The following is a 19,173-nucleotide window of genomic DNA, read 5'->3' on the forward strand; positions in this document are numbered from 1 at the left end:
ATCCGCCCCGGCACCGGGTGCCGAAACCCACCGCCCCCGCGCAGCCCCCGGCCGCCGGGTGCCGACCCGACCACCCCGCACCTAAGCACCCCGCCCCCTGCAAGGGCCCACCACCCCACCCCTCCGGAGGAGAGAGAGCCCCCATGCCCACCCCGACCACCCCCTACGACCTCACCATCATCGGCGCCGGCCTCACCGGCACCGCCCTCGCCCGCCACCTCTCCACCCACACCCCACCCCACCCCATGGGCCCCCGCCTCGCCCTCCTCGACGCCTCCGACGACATCGGCAACGCCACCTCCAAGGCCAACACCGCCATCCTCCACACCGGTTTCGACACCACCCCCGGCACCCTCGAATCACGCCTCGTCCGCGACGGACACCGCCGCCTCCTCGCCCACGCGCAAGCAACCGGCATCCCCGTCGAACCCGTCGGCGCCCTCCTCATCGCCTGGACCGAGGACCAGCTCGCCGCCCTCCCCGCCCTCGCCGCCAAAGCCGTCCGCAACGGCGTCCACGACACCCGCCCCCTCACCCCCGCCGAGCTGTACGCCCGCGAACCCCACCTCGGCCCCGGCGCCCTCGGCGCACTCCACGTACCCGGCGAGAGCATCATCTGCCCCTTCACCACACCCCTCTCCTACGCCACCGAAGCCGTCCGCGCAGGCGTCGACCTCCACCTCAACACCCGCGTCGAGCGCATCACCCTCACCCCCGAAGGCCACGAACTCCACACCAACCGCGGCACCTTCCGCACCCACCGCCTCGTCAACGCCGCCGGACTGCACGCCGACACCATCGACCGCCTCCTCGGCATCGACGACTTCACCATCACCCCCCGCCGCGGCCAACTCCTCGTGTTCGCAAAGCAATCGCGGCAGCTCGTCCGGCACATCCTGCTGCCCGTCCCCACAGCCCTCGGCAAGGGCGTCCTCATCACCCCCACCGTCTTCGGCAACGTCCTCCTCGGCCCCACCGCCGAGGACCTCACGGGCCCCGACGCCAGGACCGCCAACCACACCACCCCCGAAGGCATCGCCCACCTCCTGGAGCACGGCCGCCACCTGATGCCCGCCCTCCTCGACACGCCGGTCATCACCTCGTACGCGGGCCTGCGCACCGCCACCGAACACGACGACTACCGCATCCGCGCCCACCCCCACCTGCGCTACCTCACCATCGGCGGCATCCGCTCGACCGGCCTGAGCGCCTCCCTGGGCATCGCCGCCCACGCCGCCGGACTCCTCGCCGAGGACGGCTTCCCCCTCGCAGACACACCCGGACCGGCCGAACCGCCCCGCATGCCCAACCTCGGCGAGTCCTTCCCCCGCCCCCACCAGCGCCCCGACCTCATCGCCCAGGACCCGGCGTACGGCGACATCGTCTGCCCCTGCGAGAACGTCACCCGGGGCGAGATCCGCGACGCCCTCACCGCCACCGTCCCCGCCCGCACCCCGGGCGGCCTCCGTCGCCGTACCCGGGTCCAGGCGGGCCACTGCCGGGGCGAACTGTGCTCGGCGGCCGTACGCGCCCTGACCGCCGACCACATCCCCGACCAGCCCTGAACACCAGCCCTGAGACACCGGCGCTACGGCACCAGCCCCCGCACCTCCTCCGCCGCGAACCGGACGAAGCCCTCCGGGTCCGGTTCGTCGGCCGTCGGCTGGAGCACCACCGTGTCCGCTCCCGCCTCCACCAGCCCCTGCACCGCCTTGGCCACCGCCCCCGCGTCCCCGGCGACCCCGAGGCCCGGCACGGACTCCTTGCCCTCGCGGGCCAGTTCGGCGTGCAGCCGGCCGGCGGCACCGGGACCGGTCGCGGCCAGCAGGTAGACCACCACCTTGTGGTGGCCCTCGCCCGTACGGCCCGCCGACTCACGCCCCTCGTCGACCAGTTGACGCGCCCTGCGCACCCCCTCCGCCGAGAACGACGCGTCCAGGATCGTGCCGTCCGCCGCCTCGCCCGTCAGCCGCAGCGTGCGCGGGCCGACCCCACCGGCGTACACCGGAGGAGCCTCCAGGGGCGGCCAGTCGAGCGCCACCGAGTCCAGGTGCACGTACTGCCCGTCGACGGTGACCCGCTCGCCGCGCAGCAGCGCCCGCATCGCCGACAGGTACTCCCGCAACAGCGTCAGCGGCGACGCGGGGCGCGCCCCGACCTGGCCCATCCAGTCCTGCACCCCGTGCCCCACGGACAGGGACACCCGGCCGGGGAAGAGGCGGAGCAGCGTGGCCGCCTCCATCGAGGTCAGCGCCACGTTCCGCAGCGGGACCGGCAGCAGCCCGACCCCCACGTGCAGCCGCTCCGACCAGGCGAGCGCGGCGGACGCGGCCGCCACCCCGCTCTCCAGGAAGCAGTCCTCCCAGAGCCACAGCTCCTCCAGCCCCGCCGCGTCCGCCGCACGCACCAGCGGACGCAGCTTCTCCGGGGCCAACTGGGGACGGAACACCACACCGAGAGTCGTCATGGGGTCCATTCCTACGCCCCGACTTTCCTGCGGGCAAGGACCGTTGAACACCCACAGGATCACTTGCAGCGGAGCTGATCGCCCGTCACCGGCGCCCCCTCGACCATGCTCCTGTCGTACGCCACCTCGACGACCGACCGGCCCGCGCCGCCGACCCGCACCTGGAAGACGTGCCCGTTCCCCTCGACCGGCCGCAACTGCGCGCCCGGGAGTGCCGCCGCGAGCGTCGAGGCGTACCGCTCCCAGTACGGGTCGTACGTGATCACGGTCGGCCCCTCGGGCCGTACCGCCGGAGCTTCCGCCTTCGTCACGTCGAAGCCGCTGCGCCGCAGCGCCTCCGCCACGTCCGGATCGTCCACCCGCACCGGCACCGTGCTCGGCTCCATCTCCACCGGCACGGCGCGCAGGGTGAGCTCCTCGCCGACCGGCCGGTCCTCCCGTACGGCGGTGAACATCCGGTTCGCCCGGACCTCGTCCCACAGCAGCGTCGAGCCCCACTGCGGCACCCGGTGGTCGAAGGCCTTCATCGGCACCGTCGCGAACTCCAGTTGGTCGGCGCTCAGTTCACGCAGTCCCCAGCCCAGCCTGAACAGCGTCGCCACACCCGTCCCCGTGTCCGTGCGCAGATGCGGGAGCAGCGCGGAGGCGGTGTCGACCAGCTTCACCGGGTCGCTGAGCGCTCCCGCCTCGGCGAGCCGGGTCAGCATGCCGAGCAGCAGCCGCTGCTGGCGGCGCACCCGGCCGAGGTCGCCGGGCGGCGACACCTTGCGGGCCCGCGCGTACCGCAGTGCCTTCACGCCCTGGAGCACGTGGGTTCCGGGCTGGAGGCGCAGGCCGGAGTTGCGGTCCTCCAGCGGCTTGTCGGTGCAGACCTGTGCGCCGCCCAGCGCGTCGACCGCGTCGGCGAACCGGGCGAAGTCCGTCTCCAGGTAGTGGTCGACACGCAGCCCGGTCGCCTGCTCGACCGTGCGCACCGCGAGGTCGGGCCCGCCGTGCTTGTACGCCCCGTTGATCTTCCCCGCGTGCTGCGGGTGGTCGTGCGGGGCGTACGGCACGTACGAGTCGCGCGGCAGCGAGACCACGCTCATCCGGCGGCCGTCGTCCGAGAGGTGCACCAGCATCATCACGTCGGTGCAGTCGCACTCCTGGCCGCCGACGTGCAGCTTGCTGATCTGCTCGCGGGTCAGGTCCGAGCGCCGGTCGATGCCGACGACCAGGAGGTTCGTGCCGGGCGCGTCGAGGGCTGCCTCGGACAGCGTGCCGTCGTGCCGGAGCGTGTACGGGGCCGGGCCCGGCGTGTCGGCCGTCGCCGGGAACGGGGCGGCCGCGAGCGAGGCCACCAGCAGCGCCGCGAGCGCGAGCCGACGACGCCGGGAGCGGGTGGGGCCGAAGAGGGGGCGACTCGAAAGCAAGAGGACCTCCAGGGAGCAGACCGACAGGAAGCAGACCGACAGGAAGCGAGCCGAAGCGGTACGAGCTGGGCCCTCAAAACGGGGCAAACCTGGCGCGAACGTCCCGCAGCCTAGCGCAGCCGACCCCCAAATCGATTGCCGCCGTGCTGATCATGTGCTTAATGTCCGCGTCATGCTTCCCGAGGTGAACAACGAAGAAGAGTGGGACGCCGTCGTCCCCGACGACACGCGCGTACGCCCGGGAGCGGAGGACCTCTGCGCCCGCCTTGGCCTCGGCGGACTGCCGCTGGTCCGCTTCACCGAGGGCTCGCAGCCCGTCTACGCCGTCGGCGACGCCCACGTGCTGAAGCTCTTCCCCGGCGTCGACGCCCAGGACGCCGTCACCGAGAGCCGCGTCCTCGCCCACCTGCACGGACGCCTCCCCGTCGCCACCCCCGCACTCCACTCCACCGGCGCGTACGAGAACGGCTGGAGATACGTCCTCATGTCCCGCCTCGCGGGCGACGGCCTGGCCAAGGCCTGGCCGCGCATCCCCGCCGACGCCAGGGGAGACCTCGTCGCCGAGGCGGCCGGAGCGCTCGCCGCCCTGCACGCCCTCGACCCCGAACCCCTCGCCGCCACCCTCGGCCCCGCCGACTGGGGCGACTTCCTCGCGCGCCAACGGGCCGGGGCCGTCGCACGGCAGCGCAGCCGGGGGCTCCCCGAGGAATGGGCCGAGGCGATCCCCGGCTTCCTCGACTCCGTCGACCTGCCCGCCGACCCGCCGCGCGTCGTGCTGCACACCGAGCCGATGCGCCAGCACTTCGTGGTCGACCCCACCACCTGGCGGCTCACCGGCCTCTTCGACTTCGAGCCCGCCATGCTCGGCGACGCCGCCTACGACCTGGTCGGCGTCGGCCTCTTCCTCACCAAGGGCGAGCCCGGTCTGATGGCCCGCTTCCAGAAGGAGTACGGCCGCACCTTCGACCCGCGCCAACTCCTCGCGTACACCCTGCTCCACGTGTACGCCAACCTGCCCTGGTACTTCCGCGAACTGCCGACGCCACCCGAGCCGACGTGGGACGCAGTCGCCGAGACCTGGTTCGGCATCGGCTGACACGCCCGGGGCCGATACATCCGCATAAACGGTTCGCCTTGTTGACACCCCCGAGCGGTGCGCCCCGCGCGCCGTCCCGGTGTTCGGCCTGCGTACGTCCGAAGCGATTCGAACGCGGCCGCGCGCACCGGAGCAGGCCGCGCCCGGCGCTCGCGGCGCGAACGGAAGCGTGCAACGGCGTGGACCCGCACCGGTAAGCGGCCGAACCTTTCGAACATCAGGCAAGGAACAAGGCGGTATTCGGCCACATGACGGCCGCCTGTGACCACCTGCGCACTATGCGGACCGTTTCCGTACCGACCCGAACAACCACCCTGCGGAATCCCGGATTCGGCACCCCGAAGCCTCTCGATGGCAAGAGGTGTACACGTAAAGATCCGTCCCGATGGTCACGCACGCCCCCCGGAGATCATCCACAGCGCGCGCCGGGCCCGGAATCCGGCGCACCGACAGCTCCGGACACCCGACGCTCAACCAGCGCCAGACAGCGGGCAGTTGCATCGTTATTGACGATCGGACATGGGCATATAGGCCGCAGCACAGACCAGCACAGAACAGAACACCGCACCGCACGTCAAAACCTGGACTCCAGGGGGATTTCCCATGAACGTCGCTCCGGATCACCGGCTTGTTCAGCCACTGCCGCACGTGCCCTTCTACTGCCCCGTGCCGCCCGCCGCCCACCCGGCGGCAGGAGTGCTGAACGAACTGACCGTCGACTGGATGTTCCGGCAGAACCTCGACACCGACGAGAATCAGCGGGCCCGCCTGGCCCGCTGCGACTTCGGCGGACTCACCGCCTTCACCATGCCCTACGGCCGCCTCGCCCCGCTCACCCTGATGGCCAAGTTCCACGCCGTCCTCTTCTCGCTCGACGACGGCGTCTGCGACGAGGCCCGGCCCACCCCCGGACAGCTCGCCCGGGAGGTCGGCCTCATCATGCGGGCAATCGAAGCCCCCGGCGAGCCGGTCCCCGGCGAGTCACGACACGCCGCGGTCCTGCGCGACCTGCGGATCGAACTGGAGCGGTACGCCACCCCGCGCCAGATCCGCCGCTGGGTCGACGCCATGCGCGTCTACACCTCCGGTTTGGTCTGGGAGGCGGAGTGCCGCCGCAGCCCGGGCCAGCCCTCCCTGAACGACTACGTCACCCTGTGGATGCGGGCCATCGGCATGGCCCCCTCCACCGCGATGATGGAGATAGTCGCCGGCTACTCCGTCCCCGACGAGGACCTCCACGACCCCCGGGTACGAGCCCTCACCGAGATCACCTGGACCCTCGTCAGCTGGGACAACGACCTCTACTCCCGCAACAAGGAACTCCTGCGCGCCGACGACGACCTCAACCTGATCGACGTCCTGTGCCACGAACTCGACTGCGCTCCCGCCACAGCCCTCCAGCACGCCGTCGCCATGCGCGACCGCGTCATGGTGCTCTTCCTGCGCCTGCGCGACCAGGTCCTCCAGGACGGCGGCGCCGAACTGCGGCGCTACGTCCACGACTTGGGCCAGTTCGTCCGCGGCCACCTGGACTGGGCGGCCCGCTGCCCCCGCTACCGGGTGGTGCCCCACCAGGTCACCCCGCTCGCCAAACCGGTCGGCTGGTGGAAGCACCGCCCGGCGGACGACAGCACCGAAGCGCTGCCGCTGCCGACCATCTCCTGGTGGTGGGACCAGGTCGCCGAACACGCAGAGGCCGTCCGACACGCCGCCTGAGCGACGCGCGAACGGCCCCGACACGCCCGGCACCGCCGGGCCCGAACTCCGTACGGCCGCAGGCCCGGCACCGCCGGGCCCCGCCCTCGTACGACTGCGGCTAGTAGCCCCGCCACCAGGTGACCAGCTTGCGCCAGGCCCGTACCGGGGCCGATCCCCGCCGCTGCGCCGGAATCGCCGCCGCGGGCGGCGCGGAATCGGGAGCCTGCGGCACGGGGCCGGGCTGTGCCACCGTGCCCGAACCGGCGGGCTCGGGCCTGCGCGGCGAGTTGATCTGCCAGTCGCGGGCCGGAGCGGTGCGCTGCTCGGGCGCGGTGGGGCCGGTGACCTCCTGCGGCGGCCGGGGCGCGAACGACACCGGCAGCTCCATCAGATGACGCGACATCAGGGTGCTGCGCCAGTTCAACTCGTCCTCTTCCACGGCGAGTTGAAGGTCCGGCAGACGCATCAGCAGGGCGTCGACGCCCGTGTCGGCGATGGCGCGCCCGATGTCCTGGCCCGGGCACTCGTGCGGTCCGCCGCTGAACGCGAGGTGGGCACGGTTGCCCTGCATCGAGGCTGAAGGATCGGGGCGGACCACCGGGTCGACGTTCGCGGGGGCGATGCCGACGATCAGGGCGTCGCCCGCCTTGATCTTCTGCCCGCCCAGCTCCGAGTCACCGGCCGCCCACCGGCCCAGGATCGTGGTGAACGGCGGCTCGTCCCACAGCGTCTGCTCCACCGCCTCGGGCAGCGTCATGTGCCCGCCGCTGAGCTGGGCACGGAAGCGCGGGTCGGTGAGCACCATGCGCAGCACATTGGCGATGAGGTTCGCCGTCGTCTCGTACGCGGCGATCAGCACCAGGCGCAGATGATGGGCGGCCTCGTCGTCGGTGAACTGCGCGGGGTGCTCCACCAGCCACGTCGCGAAGTCCTCCTCGGGCTCCGCCCGGCGGCGCGCCACCAGCCGGTACAGGGCGCTCATCACGTGCTCGTTGGCGGCGATCGCCTTCTCGGAGCCCTTGAGCATCTCGCGGGCGGCCTGCACCAGGTGCTCGTCGTACTCCTCGGGCATGCCGATGATCTGGCACATCACCATCATCGGCAGATGCTCGGCGAACTGGCCGACCAGGTCGGCGCGCCCGCTCTCGCAGAAGTCGTTGACCAGGCGGTTACTGAACCGGTTGATGAAGCGGCGCACGCCCCGGTGGTCGATGCGGGCGATGGAGTCGGTGACCGCGCCGCGCTGCCGCTCGTGGTCCGCGCCGTCCGCGAACACGCACACCGGCTGGTACGCGAAGATCGGCGCGAGCGGATTGGTCATGTCCAGCGAGCCGTCCTGGAGCATCCGCCAGCGCCGCGAGTCGCGCGAGTACAGCGACGGGGTGCGCGTCATGTGCAGGTTCTCGCTGTGGCCGAGCACCAGCCAGGCCGGGACGTCCCCGTTGAGCAGGACGGGGGCCACCGGGCCGTGCTCGGCGCGCAGCTTCTCGTACAGACCCATCGGGTCCTTCTCGTGCGCCGGGCCGTACATCCGGCGCAGCCCGCCCGGGCCGATCTCGCTGATCTCGGGCGCGGCGCCCATGGCGTGCGCCGGGCATTCGGGCGGCGGCACCGGGGACGGGTCGAAGGGGGAGGTCATCGCAACTCCTGGAGAGGATCGGGAAGTTCGAGGGCGGCGCCGGGGCCGGAGGAGAGGCGCCTCGGCCGGGGGCGCCGCGGTCAGGACCGCTGGAGGGCGAGCGCGTGCAGGTAGTTCATGAGGGTCAGCAGCACGTCGCGGCTGGACGCCCGCAGCCGGGCGTCGCAGTTGACCATCGGCACCTCGTCGGGCAGGTCCAGCGCGTGCCGCAGCGCCTCCATGGGGTGGCTCGGCGCGTCGGGGAAGGTGTTCACGGCGACCACGAACGGCACCCCGCGCTCCTCCAGCCGGCCGATCACGTCGAAGCTGACTTCGAGCCGCCGGGTGTCGACCAGGACGACCGCGCCGAGCGCGCCCTCGAACAGGCCGTTCCACAGGAACCAGAAGCGCTCCTGGCCGGGCGTGCCGAACAGATACAGGATCAGCTGCTCGCTGATGCTGATCCGGCCGAAGTCCATGGCGACCGTGGTCGCCGTCTTGCCCTCGATCCGCGAGTTGTCGTCGACGCCGATGCTGGCCTGCGTCATCGTCTCCTCGGTCGTCAGCGGACGGATCTCGCTGACCGCGCCGACCATCGTGGTCTTTCCGACGCCGAAACCGCCGACGATCACCACCTTGACCGCGGCGGTGGCAGTGCTGGGCAGTACGTCCTCGGTACGGGGGCCCGTGATGGTGTCAGAGCCTTTGAAGTCCATGCATCACCGCTTCGAGAAGGGACCGGTCGGGGAGTACGGCGCGCACGATCGGGGCGCGCGATTCGACCAGTTCGGTAGCGAGGAGGTCGGTCAGCAGCGAGGTGACCACGCTGAAGGGCAGGCGCAGGTACGCGGAGATCTCCGCCACCGACAGCGGCGCCCGGCACAGCCGCAGGATCGCGGCCTGTTCGGGCTGCACCGTGGGCGACGGGGTGGAACAGGCGACGACCATGGTGACCAGGTCGAGCGCGGCTCGCTCCCCGCCGTCCGGGCCGCCGGTGATGACGTACAGCCGCTCCGGGTCCCCCTTCGCCGACCCCGGGTCCGGGGCGGGCGAAGAGGGAGAAGGCAGCTTCTCTCGGCGTTCGCGGCGGGGAGTCTTCATCCGTGGTGCCCGTCGTGCCGGGGCGGACTGGTCAGGTGGGCTCCGATTCGTACGACCAAGTCGCGCATCCGCGCGCCCACCAGACCCGCGTCCACCGTCTCGTCGGCGAGGACCGCGAGGTAGGCCCCCGCGCCCGCCGCCATCAGGTAGAAGAAGCCGCCGTCGACCTCGATGACGACCATCCGCATCCGGCCGTCGCTGTCGGGGATCTCGGCGGCGACGGCGGCCGCCAGGCTCTGCAGCCCCGCGCAGGCGGCGGCGAGGCGGTCGGCGACGTCCGGGTCGCCGCCGTGCCGGGCGATGCGCAGTCCGTCCGCGGAGAGCACCACGATCTGGTGGATCTGCGGTACGCCGGTGGCCAGGTCCTTCAGAATCCAGTCCAAGTTGGCCCGCTGCTGGATCACTTCAGATCTCCCTTGTCCCACGTGTTGTCGTGTGTGCCGTCGGCCTGTTGCGTGGGCGGGCCGTCCGCCTCGGCCGGCGGGTCCAGCGGCACTCCGTTGGCCGCCTTCGTGAATGCTTCGAGCCAGATGCCCGGCTCGGGTTCCTCCTTGGCCGGAACACCGGCCGCCGCTGCCGCCTCGGCCGCGGCCTGACGCTCCTGCGCCGGAAGGTTGTGGGAGCCGAGGGGCGCACGTCCCCGGCTGCGGCGCTGCGGCAGCCCGTTCTCGGTCCATTCGGTGACCACGGGAACGTCGTCCTCCATGGCCGACATCGGTACCGGCCGGGGCTGTGCGACCGGCGCCGGGGCGGGCGTCGGGGGCTTCGGCCGGGCGGCGGGACGGGGCTTGCGCTGGGGGGCGCGGGCCTCTTCGGGCGTCATGCCTTCGCTCTTGCCGCCGCGCGGCACGGCGGAGGCGCCGATGCCGTGGGCGATGCCGGGGGCGGGACCGGTGGTGACGATGTCGCGCGGAACGATCAGGACCGCACGGACGCCGCCGTACGCGGACTGCCGCAGCGACACCTGGAGGTTGTACATCTGCGACAGCCGGCCGACCACGGCCATGCCGAGGCGGGGGGTGTCGCCGAGCGCGTTCAGGTCGATGCCGGCCTGGGCCTGGGCGAGCATGTTCTCCGCCCGGGCGCGGGCCTCCTCGCTGAGACTGACGCCGCCGTCCTCGATCTCGATGGCGATACCGGTCTGCACCTCGACCGCGGTGACGTGCACCCGGGTCTGCGGCGGCGAGTAGCGGGTGGCGTTGTCGAGCAGTTCCGCGCAGGCGTGGATGAGCGGCTCGACGGCGGTGCCGATGATGGCGACCTTGGCGATCGAGTGCAGGTCGACGCGCCGGTACTCCAGGATCCGCGACATGGCGCCGCGCAGCACGCTGAACAGCGGTACGGGCCGCGGCCATTGACGCGACGGACGGGCGCCGCCGAGCACCGAGATGGAGTCGGCGAGACGGCCGATCAGCGCGGTGCCGTGGTCGATGCGCAGCAGGTCGTCGAAGACCTCCGGGTTGCGCCCGTGGTCCTCCTCCATCTGCCGCAGCTCGCTCGCCTGCTGGTGGACGATGGCCTGCACCCGGCGGGCGATGTTGACGAACGCGCGCTGCGCGGACTCTCGCCGGGCCTCCTCCAGGTCGATGATGTCGAGGACCGTACGGAGCAACTCGCGCTGTGCGTACGGCAGATCGCGGTACCGCTCGTCGGCGTCGACGACGTCCCGGATGACCTCCGCGGGCGACTCGCCCGAGCGCAGCCGCCGGATCGCGGCCGGCATCAGCTCCTTGGCCAGCCGTACCGTCTCGTCGTCGTGGTCGGCCAGCCGACGCTCCAACTGGGCGATACGCGCCGCGTGGTCGGCCTGCGCCTGGCGCAACGCCCGGCCGCGCCGCACGATTTCACCCGTGAGAGCGGCGATCACCACCGTCGCCACGGCTCCGGCCCAGACGACGGGTATCCGGGCCGACTCGCCGACGAAGACCGCCGCGCCCGCGGTGGCCGCGACCGTCAGGACGACGGCCAGGGCGATCGGCCGGACGAAGGGGGATTCCTGCTGTCGTGCCGCGTGCGCCTGATGTGTCGCCTGTCGTGCCTGATGTGCTGCCTGACGTGGGGGGGATTCAACCCGAACCATGGAGAGCCTCTGGCGGTGATTGGGGGACGTTTTCAAACAAGTGCGACCTAGGGGAACAAGTGGATGAATACACATCAACTCGGCTTGTTGCGCAGCGAGCTTAGCCCGCTCGCGTGAGGGCGTCGGCCGGTTGTGCCAAGCCCCTGCACCGATCGTCGTCCCAGGCATAGACTCACCGACTTTGTACGTTCGGCGCTCGGTTGTGTGCGGCCAGTCACCGGATGGAAGGAATGTGCCGGAAGTGCAGGACGGTGACCGGTGGGGCTTGATAACGCGGAACGGCCCGCCCGCCCCACAGGGGCGAACGGGCCGTGCGTCGGACGGTGGAGCGCTAGTCGCGCGTCAACATCGGCAGCAGAAGGGCCGCGGACCAGCTGAAGTTGGTGGAGTTCAGCGGGGTTCCGGTCGTCGGGTCGTAGTTCTCCATGATGGGCCCGTTGCCCCTCAATCCGCCCGCCTGTGCGAGGAGTTGCCCGGTCAACGCGTCCGCTTCCCGGTCGTACCCGTACTTCCGCAGGCCGCCCAGCGCGAAGTACGCCTGGTCCAGCCAGACCGGACCGCGCCAGTACTTCGTCGGCTGGAAGTACGGCGAACTCTTCGCCACCGTCGGGAACGGCACCTTCGTCGCGAACTCCGCCGGATCGTTCAGCTTCGTCCGCACCGCCTTCGCCTGCTCCTTGGACGCCGTGCCCGTCCACAGCGGCACCGCGCCCTCGATGCCCCGACCGCGTGCGGTCAGCAACTGCGCACTGCCCAGGGCCTTGTCGTGGAACCAGCCCGTCGCCGGGTCGTACATCCGCTCCCGTACGGCCGTGTGCGTGGCCCGTGACTTCTTCTCCCAGGCCCGCGCCTCGCCGGACTTCCCCAGCTCCCGCGCGATCTTCGCCAAGTACCCCTGGTCGGCGGCGAGATAGGCGTTGAGGTCCACCGACTCCTGGTTGACGGAGTAGCCGACCACCTGCCCGTCGGGCGTCTTGTTCTCGACGATCGCCGAGCCGAGAGAGGCGTCGAAGCGCGGCGCGTTGTCCATGCCACTCTCCCAGGCCGCCGCCTCCAGCTGGTCCTCCGGCGAGTCGTTGGCCGGGTCCACCGTCGCCCCGTACTCGGCCAGACCGTTGCGGTCGTGGTCGCGGGTGCGGTACCACCAGTCCTGGTACGCCGTCAGCTTCGGGTACATCTCGCGCAGGAAGCCCCGGTCGCCGGACTTCGCGTACACCTCCCACACCGACCAGGCGGCCAGCGGGGGCTTGGAGTTGCGCTCGTTCCAGTTGCCGCCGTCGCGCGCCGGGTCGTTGTAGAACACGCAGTCCGGGATCATGCCCGCGTCCTGCGGGCGCGTCGTGCTGTCGGCGCGTATCTGGTGGTCGAACATCGACCGGATCTGGCTCTGCGCCAGCGACGGCTCGAAGCGGGCCGTGCCCACCGCCTGCTTCCAGGTGTCCCACGACCACAGACCGCCGGTGAACCACTTGTACGAGATCGACGGCGTGATCCCGTCGTGCTCCAGCCTCCCCGCCGCGCCGCGCCAGTTCGTCACCAGCGTCTCCAGGGACTTCACCGCGACACGCCGGTCCTCCCGCGGCACCCCGCGCGTCACCGAGTCGACATAACGACGCCAGCGTGCGTCCGTGGCGGCCGCCGCCGCTTCGGGCCGGGCGAGCGCGGACCGCACCGCAGGTGCCTCCCGGACCCGCTCGGCCTCGGTGAAGGTGTACGACTCGGTCCAGTCGAAGGAGTGACTCCGGCCGGGCTTCAAGGTGACGGGCGCGACGGCCTCGGTCGTGTAGGTGTCCCCGTCGACGGTGGTGCGGACCGGCTCCCGGTGGGTGATCTCGAAGCGCTCGGTGCCGTCGGTCAGGTAGTCCCAGGTCTTGCGCACCTTCGCGAAGTCGACGCCGACGCCTCGCCCGGTGGCCTTGAGCTGCGGGGCGTCCTTCATCGGCGCGGCCTCGGGGCGCAGCAGCGACCCCGTCCAGCCCGCGCCCAGCGTGCGGGTCTGCCGCCCGGTGTTGCGGACCTCGGCCCGCACCAGCGCGGTCCGCCGGGAGGAGAAGCGCAGCTCCAGGTCCAGACGCAGGCCGCCCCCGAGGTCGTACGACTGGAGGAGCCGGCCCGGCTGCGAGGTGAAGCGCGGTGCGCCTCCGGCGGTGAGGTCCAACTGCTTTCCGGACTCGGTGAGTTGGATGCGGCTGAAGGCCTTGCTCAGCCACCAGGGGTACTCCTGCGCGATGTACAGGGGTCCGGTGAAGCCGCCGTACGCGGCGGTGTCGCCCGTCTTGGGGAGGGCGTACGCGTGCCAGGCGCCCCGGTCGGCGAAGACGTTCACGGAGTTGTTGCGGCCGTCGGCCTCGTCGGGGTGGGCGGCGGCGGGGGAGCCCGACCGGTCCAGGATGTCGCTGTAGTCGGCCGGTCTGGTCTTGTCGGCCCTTCCGGGCTGGGCCGAGGAGGCGGGGGTCGCGAAGGCTCCGGCGAGGAGAGTGCCGGAGACGAGGGCGACGGCGAGGGCGCGCGTGCGTGGGTTCATGGTCACCTTTCAGAGGGGGCGGTACGGATGACGGCCGCGCCGAGAGGCCCGAGCCGGAGACGGTCGTGCACCTGCTCGCCGCTCAGCAGGTCGGTGCCGGGCAGAGCCGGCGTGTCGGCCTCGCGGTCGGTGTGGTTGAGGAGGAAGAGGTACGGGCCGCGCCGCACGGCCTCGACCCCTGCGGGCGGCGCGCCGTCGAGCACCGGCAGCACCTCCGCCTCGGTGAGCGCCCCGTCGAGCACGGGGCCGAGGGCGTCGGCGTCGAGATGGCAGCTCAGGTAGCGGGCGCTGCCCCGGCCCCAGACGTTCCGGGTGACGGCGGGCTGTCCGGCGAGCGATCCGGAAGCGTACGACAGCAGGGTCTCGGCCCCTTCGGCGACCAGCCACTCGCTCCAGACGCTCGCTTCCGGAGCGTCCGCACCCGCACCGACCCGCACCGTCTCCCCGTCCGGGATCGGCCAGAACTCGTCGACGACCACCCCGAGCACCTGCCGCAGCGGCCCCGGAGCACCCCCGGTGTGCAGATGGTCGTGCTCGTCCACGACCCCGCTGAACGGCCCGCACACCAGATGCCCGCCCCCGTGCACGTACGCCGCGATCCGCCCGGCGTGCTCGGCCCGCAGCAGATACAGGTTCGGGGCCAGGACCAGCCGGTACGGGGTCAGGTCCGCGTGCGGCGGTACGAAGTCCACGGCCACCCCGCGCGCGTGCAGCGCCTCGTACCAGGGGCGCAGCAGCTCCCGCCAGCGCATCCGCTCCGAGGGGTGGTCGGTGCCCTCCAGCGCCCACCACGAGTCCCAGTCCAGGACGATCGCGGCCTGCGCGGTGATCCGGGAGCCCGCCACCTCGGCGAGCCGCTTCAGCTCCGCGCCGAAGCGCACCGTCTCCTGCCAGCCGCGCGAGGCGGTGCCCCGGTGGGGCAGGAGCGCGCTGTGGAACTTCTCCGCACCCGCCCGCGACTGCCGCCACTGGAAGTACATGATCCCGTCCGCACCCCGGGAGAGCGCCTGGAGCGACCAAAGGCGTTGCAGGCCAGGAGGTTTGGGGACATTGACGGGCCGCCAGCTCACCGCCGAGGGGGCCTGTTCGAGCAGCAGCCAGGGCTTGCCGCCCTTGAGGGAGCGCATCAGGTCGTAGTTCAGGGCAGCGCCGACGTACGAGGCCGGATCGGCCGGGTCGGGGTAGGCGTCGTCCGAGACGATCTCCTCGTGCCGGGCCCACTCCCAGTAGTCCAGCGCCTTGAACATCGACATGAAGTTGGTGGTGACCGGGACGCCGGGGGAGTGCTCGCGGAGGATCTCCCGCTCCATGCGGTGCAGGCGCAGCAGGGCGTACGAGCAGAACCTGCGCCAGTCCAGGAGCTGGGTGGGGTTCACCGGCCCCGGGGCGGTGCGGGGCGGTTCGATCTGTTTGAAGGACCCGTAGTGCTGGGACCAGAAGGCCGTTCCCCAGGCGTGGTTGAGCGCCTCGACGGTGGTGTAGCGGCGCTTGAGCCACTCACGGAAGCGCGCGGCGGAGGCCGGGCAGAAGCACTCGGTGACGTGGTCGCCGTACTCGTTGTGGATGTGCCACAGGGCGAGCGCCGGGTGCTGCGCGTACCGCTTGGCCAGCTTGCGGACCAGCTTCCCCGCCGCCTTGCAGTACTCGGAGGAGGACGGGCAGTAGTGCTGGCGGGAGCCGAATTCGAGCCGTACGCCGTCGGCCGTGACCGGCAGCACGTCCTCGTCCAGGCGCACCAGCCAGGCCGGCGGGGACGCCGTTCCCGTCGCCAGGTCCACGGCGATGCCGTGCGCGGCGAACAGGTCCATCAGCCGGTCGAGCCAGTCGAACTCCCAGCAGAGATAGTCGGGTTGGATCTTCGCCCAGGAGAAGACGCCGATCGTCACCATGGTGACGCCGGCCTCCTGCATCAGCTTGACGTCCTCGGCCCAGGTCTCCTCCGGCCACTGCTCGGGGTTGTAGTCGCCGCCGTACTGGATGCCTGCGGGAAAGTGGTGGCTCACTGCTTCACCGCCCCGCCGAGCAGGCCGGAGACGAACTGCCGCTGGAAGCACAGGAAGAGCAGCATCAGCGGCAGCGTCGCGAGCAGTGAGCCGAGCATCAGCCCGGAATGGTCGACGCGGGAGAGCCCGGTCAGGGTGTTGAGTGCCACGGGCACGGTGTAGGTGTCCTCCGAGTTCAGCATGAGCAGCGGCCAGATGAAGCTGTTCCACGCGCTCATGAAGGTGAAGATGACGAGTGCGCCCAACTGCGGTCGCACACACGGCAGTACGACCGTGTAGAAGGTGCGCAGCTCACTGGAGCCGTCGATCCGCGCCGACTCCAGCAGCTCGTCGGGGAAGTCCAGGAAGCCTTGCCGCATCAGCAGAATTCCGAAGGAACTCGCGAGGAACGGCAGGATCACCGCCTGGTACGAATTCACCCAGCCCAGGCTCGCCATCATCTGGAACAGCGGTACGAGCAGCACCTGGAAGGGGATCATCATCGTCGCCAGGATCACCCCGAGCAGCAGTCCGCGCCCCCGGAACCGGAACTTCGCGAGCCCGTACCCGCACATCGCCGAGATCAGCGCGCTCAGCGCCGTGTGCACCAGGGCGATGCCGATGCTGTTGAGCATGACCCGGCTGAACCCGATCGTCTCCTCCAACCGGGACAGATTGTCCAGGAGTTGACCGCCGGGCAGGAACGGGGGAGGGGAGGTGAACAGGTCCCGGGTGGAATGCGTGGACGCGATCGCCATCCACACGAACGGCACCAGACTGATCACCGCGCCGAGGACCAGGACCAGCCCGACGGCCAGCCCCGCGAGCCGCCGCGCAGGATTCTTCCGTACGGCAGGTTCGTTACGTACATCCGCTTGAGCCGTGCTCATCGGCGCTTCTCCCGTCCGAACAGGAAGAACTGGGCGAGGGACAGCACCGCGATCAGCGCCACGACCACCCACGCGATGGCCGCCGCGTAACCGAAGTCGAGCTGCTCGAAGCCGGTCTTGTAGAGGTAGACCACGGGGGAGAGGGTCGCGTTGTCGGGGCCGCCCCGGGTCAACACGTAGTTCTCGTCGAAGAGTTGGAGGGTGCCGATGGTGGAGGTCACCGCGCAGAACAGGATCACCGGACGCAGCTGCGGGACGATGATCCTGCGGTACGTCGCGAAGGTGCCCGCCCCGTCCAGGGCGGCCGCCTCGTACTGTTCCTTGCCGATGGCCTGGAGCCCGGCCAGCAGGATCACCGCGTTGTACCCGGCCCATCGCCAGGTCAGCGAGGCGATCAGGGAGATGCGGGCCCACGTCGGGTCGTTGAGCCAGTCGACGGGGCCTGCGCCGAACAGCGACAGGAACTGGTTCACCAGCCCGCCGTCCGTCTTCAGCAGCACCTGGAAGACGACCGCGTACGCGACCAGCGTGGTTACGGCGGGCAGGAAGTAGATCGCCCGCCAGGTGCCCCGGAACCGCAGCCACGACTGGTTGAGCAGCCCCGCAAGCAGCAGCGCGAGCCCCACCATCAGAGGCACCTGTATGACGAGGATCAGCCCCACGTTGAACAGGGACTCCAGGAACGCCGGGTCCGACGCCATCCGCCGGTACTGGTCGAAGCCCACCCACACCGACGCCCCGTCGCGCTCGGCGGTGAAGCTCTGGAAGAGGCTCGCGCCCAGCGGGTACGCGAAGAAGACGACGAACAGCACGGCGGCGGGCCCCGCGAACACCCAGGGGATCACCCGGAACCGCTGCCGCCGCTTCACGGGCGGGGGCGGCGGGGCGACGACCGGGGCGGGCGGGAGCGTACTCGTGGGTGCGGCCATGGTGCGCTCAGCCCGCGATCCGCTGCCGGCCGGTGGCCGAGGCGATCTGCGCGGCGGCGGAGCCCAGCGCCTCCTTGGGGTCCTTGCCCCGGGTCAGGATGCCGGAGATCGCCGTGTACATGATCTCGGTGGCCTTCGCGCCGTCCTTCGTGTACTCCACCGGCGGCGTCGACGGCGCGAGATCGGCGAACACCTTGAGGGCGGCCTGCCCGCCGAAGAACTCCTGCGGACTGCTCATGTACGGGTCGGCCAACGCCGGTAGATAGGCCGGGAAGAGGCCCTCCTGCTTCAGCATCGACACCTGGTTCGGCACGCTCGCCAGAAGGAACTCGACGAAGGCCCAGGCGAGTTCGGGGCTCTTGCTCTGGCCGGGCACGGCGAGGACGGAACCGCCCCGGTTCGAGGTGCGCACCCCTCCGGAGGTGAAGGCGGGCATCGGCATCACGCCGAACTTCCCCTTCAGCTCGGGCATTTCGGCGGTCAGCGTGCCCATCCACCAGGCCGCCGTCGACTCGGTGGCCGCCTTGCCCTCCTTCGTGCCGGTGACCAGGCCGTCCCAGCCCTTCTGGTAGTCCACGAGGCCCTTGTCGGCGAGCGTCTTGAGCAGCGTCGCCGCCTTCACGCCCTCCGGGCTGTCGACGGCGACCTTGCCGTCGGCGTAGAAGTGCTGGCCCTGCTGCTGGAGCAGCATCGCGAAGGTGGAGTCCTCGACCGAGTCCAGGATCAGCATCTTGCGGCCCGTGCGCTTCTTGAGCTGCTCCCCGGCCTTCACATAGTCGTCCCAGGTCAGGATCGACTCGGCCTTGATCCCGGCCGCCCGGAAGTAGTCGCGCCGGTAGAACATCCCGCACGGGCCGATGTCCCACGGCAGGGCGACGGTCTTGCCCTGCGGGTTCACCACCGTCTTCCAGGACGCCTTGTCGAAGTCCTTCTCCAGCGGCCCGGCCAGCTTGCTCAGGTCGTAGAAGCCCTGGGGGAAGTTCCCCATGTACGTCACCATGCGCGGGCCCTCGACGGTCAGCACGTCCGGCAGTCCCGAGCCGCTCTTCAGGCCCACGGTGATCTTGTCGTAGGCGCTGTCGTAGCCGATGTCGCGGACCGTGACGGTGGTTCCGGGGTGCTTGGACTGGAAGTCCTTCGCCAGCCGCTGCATCGCCTTGGCCGCGACGTCCCAGGACCACACGGTGATCGTGCCCTTGAGCTGCTTGTCGTCGGCCTTCTTCACCTCCGGGGCAGGACCGCCCTTGCTGCCCGTGCCCCCGGTGGCGCAGCCGGAGAGCGCGGCCGTGACCCCCGCCGCGAGCCCGGTGGCCAGAACTGCACGTCGTCCCGGTCGAGTTGACACCCTTGTCTCCTGCCGTCGGAATGCCTAATGC

15 protein-coding genes are annotated in these 19,173 nt (G+C 71.1%); 3 read left to right on the plus strand and 12 right to left on the minus strand.

Annotated elements, in window-relative coordinates; translation table 11 throughout:
* Positions 1 to 143: 143 nt before the first annotated feature.
* Complete coding sequence (locus tag IE269_RS21310) at positions 144 to 1,565, plus strand: NAD(P)/FAD-dependent oxidoreductase (RefSeq protein ID WP_189824625.1); 1,422 nt, start codon at positions 144 to 146, stop codon at positions 1,563 to 1,565.
* 23 nt (positions 1,566 to 1,588) lie between these two features.
* On the opposite strand, the gene IE269_RS21315 is transcribed toward IE269_RS21310, so the two are convergent.
* A complete protein-coding gene (locus IE269_RS21315) occupies positions 1,589 to 2,467 on the minus strand; it encodes an LLM class flavin-dependent oxidoreductase (protein ID WP_189824626.1) in 879 nt (292 codons plus the stop codon).
* A gap of 59 nt (positions 2,468 to 2,526) precedes the next feature.
* The gene (locus IE269_RS21320; RefSeq protein WP_189824627.1) at positions 2,527 to 3,879 is read right to left on the minus strand and encodes an LCP family protein; all 1,353 of its coding nucleotides are present in this window, start codon (positions 3,877 to 3,879) and stop codon (positions 2,527 to 2,529) included.
* 172 nt (positions 3,880 to 4,051) lie between these two features.
* Between IE269_RS21320 and IE269_RS21325 the strand changes: the two genes are divergently transcribed.
* Together IE269_RS21325 and IE269_RS21330 are read left to right on the plus strand one after the other, a co-directional pair.
* The gene (locus IE269_RS21325) at positions 4,052 to 4,975 is read left to right on the plus strand and encodes an aminoglycoside phosphotransferase family protein (protein ID WP_189824628.1); all 924 of its coding nucleotides are present in this window, start codon (positions 4,052 to 4,054) and stop codon (positions 4,973 to 4,975) included.
* Between the two features lie 603 nt (positions 4,976 to 5,578).
* Positions 5,579 to 6,691 carry a terpene synthase family protein gene (locus IE269_RS21330; protein WP_189824629.1) on the plus strand — a complete coding sequence of 371 codons (1,113 nt, stop codon included), beginning with the start codon at positions 5,579 to 5,581 and terminating at the stop codon, positions 6,689 to 6,691.
* 100 nt (positions 6,692 to 6,791) lie between these two features.
* Here IE269_RS21330 and IE269_RS21335 read toward each other — a convergent pair whose 3' ends face one another.
* The 10 genes from IE269_RS21335 to IE269_RS21380 form a co-directional block, all read right to left on the minus strand.
* The gene (locus IE269_RS21335) at positions 6,792 to 8,312 is read right to left on the minus strand and encodes a cytochrome P450 (RefSeq protein ID WP_189824630.1); all 1,521 of its coding nucleotides are present in this window, start codon (positions 8,310 to 8,312) and stop codon (positions 6,792 to 6,794) included.
* 80 nt (positions 8,313 to 8,392) lie between these two features.
* A complete protein-coding gene (locus IE269_RS21340) occupies positions 8,393 to 9,007 on the minus strand; it encodes a GTP-binding protein (RefSeq protein WP_189824631.1) in 615 nt (204 codons plus the stop codon).
* The gene (locus tag IE269_RS21345; RefSeq protein ID WP_189824632.1) at positions 8,988 to 9,392 is read right to left on the minus strand and encodes a DUF742 domain-containing protein; all 405 of its coding nucleotides are present in this window, start codon (positions 9,390 to 9,392) and stop codon (positions 8,988 to 8,990) included. Before IE269_RS21345 ends, IE269_RS21340 begins: the two co-directional genes overlap by 20 nt.
* Positions 9,389 to 9,796: a roadblock/LC7 domain-containing protein gene (locus IE269_RS21350; protein WP_189824633.1), complete on the minus strand. Its 408-nt coding sequence runs from the start codon at positions 9,794 to 9,796 to the stop codon at positions 9,389 to 9,391. The genes IE269_RS21345 and IE269_RS21350 overlap by 4 nt, the downstream gene beginning before the upstream one ends.
* Positions 9,793 to 11,472: a sensor histidine kinase gene (locus IE269_RS21355; protein ID WP_229897965.1), complete on the minus strand. Its 1,680-nt coding sequence runs from the start codon at positions 11,470 to 11,472 to the stop codon at positions 9,793 to 9,795. The genes IE269_RS21350 and IE269_RS21355 overlap by 4 nt, the downstream gene beginning before the upstream one ends.
* Positions 11,473 to 11,803: 331 nt before the next feature.
* Positions 11,804 to 13,996, minus strand: coding sequence for an MGH1-like glycoside hydrolase domain-containing protein (locus IE269_RS21360; RefSeq protein WP_189824634.1), 2,193 nt, complete (start codon positions 13,994 to 13,996; stop codon positions 11,804 to 11,806).
* A 2-nt stretch (positions 13,997 to 13,998) separates the two neighbouring features.
* Positions 13,999 to 15,999 carry a beta-galactosidase gene (locus IE269_RS21365; protein WP_229897963.1) on the minus strand — a complete coding sequence of 667 codons (2,001 nt, stop codon included), beginning with the start codon at positions 15,997 to 15,999 and terminating at the stop codon, positions 13,999 to 14,001.
* Entirely contained in the window at positions 15,996 to 16,868 is an 873-nt protein-coding gene (locus IE269_RS21370) for a carbohydrate ABC transporter permease (RefSeq protein ID WP_189824635.1), read from the minus strand. Before IE269_RS21370 ends, IE269_RS21365 begins: the two co-directional genes overlap by 4 nt.
* On the minus strand, positions 16,865 to 17,797 hold the full coding sequence (locus tag IE269_RS21375) for a carbohydrate ABC transporter permease (RefSeq protein WP_189824636.1): 933 nt from the start codon (positions 17,795 to 17,797) through the stop codon (positions 16,865 to 16,867). The genes IE269_RS21370 and IE269_RS21375 overlap by 4 nt, the downstream gene beginning before the upstream one ends.
* Positions 17,798 to 17,804: 7 nt before the next feature.
* The gene (locus IE269_RS21380; protein WP_189824637.1) at positions 17,805 to 19,142 is read right to left on the minus strand and encodes an ABC transporter substrate-binding protein; all 1,338 of its coding nucleotides are present in this window, start codon (positions 19,140 to 19,142) and stop codon (positions 17,805 to 17,807) included.
* Between the last annotated feature and the right edge of the window lie 31 nt (positions 19,143 to 19,173).

Source organism: Streptomyces spiroverticillatus (genome assembly GCA_014650415.1).
Classification (GTDB): Bacteria; Actinomycetota; Actinomycetes; order Streptomycetales; family Streptomycetaceae; genus Streptomyces; species Streptomyces spiroverticillatus.

Excerpts from the sequence above, each read along its gene's own strand:
- IE269_RS21310 (WP_189824625.1), top strand. The coding sequence starts at position 144 with ATGCCCACCCCGACCACCCCCTACGACCTCACCATCATCGGCGCCGGC.
- IE269_RS21315 (WP_189824626.1), bottom strand. The coding sequence starts at position 2,467 with ATGACGACTCTCGGTGTGGTGTTCCGTCCCCAGTTGGCCCCGGAGAAG.
- IE269_RS21325 (WP_189824628.1), top strand. The coding sequence starts at position 4,052 with ATGCTTCCCGAGGTGAACAACGAAGAAGAGTGGGACGCCGTCGTCCCC.
- IE269_RS21330 (WP_189824629.1), top strand. The coding sequence starts at position 5,579 with ATGAACGTCGCTCCGGATCACCGGCTTGTTCAGCCACTGCCGCACGTG.
- IE269_RS21335 (WP_189824630.1), bottom strand. The coding sequence starts at position 8,312 with ATGACCTCCCCCTTCGACCCGTCCCCGGTGCCGCCGCCCGAATGCCCG.
- IE269_RS21340 (WP_189824631.1), bottom strand. The coding sequence starts at position 9,007 with ATGGACTTCAAAGGCTCTGACACCATCACGGGCCCCCGTACCGAGGAC.
- IE269_RS21345 (WP_189824632.1), bottom strand. The coding sequence starts at position 9,392 with ATGAAGACTCCCCGCCGCGAACGCCGAGAGAAGCTGCCTTCTCCCTCT.
- IE269_RS21355 (WP_229897965.1), bottom strand. The coding sequence starts at position 11,472 with ATGGTTCGGGTTGAATCCCCCCCACGTCAGGCAGCACATCAGGCACGA.
- IE269_RS21360 (WP_189824634.1), bottom strand. The coding sequence starts at position 13,996 with ATGAACCCACGCACGCGCGCCCTCGCCGTCGCCCTCGTCTCCGGCACT.
- IE269_RS21370 (WP_189824635.1), bottom strand. The coding sequence starts at position 16,868 with ATGAGCACGGCTCAAGCGGATGTACGTAACGAACCTGCCGTACGGAAG.
- IE269_RS21375 (WP_189824636.1), bottom strand. The coding sequence starts at position 17,797 with ATGGCCGCACCCACGAGTACGCTCCCGCCCGCCCCGGTCGTCGCCCCG.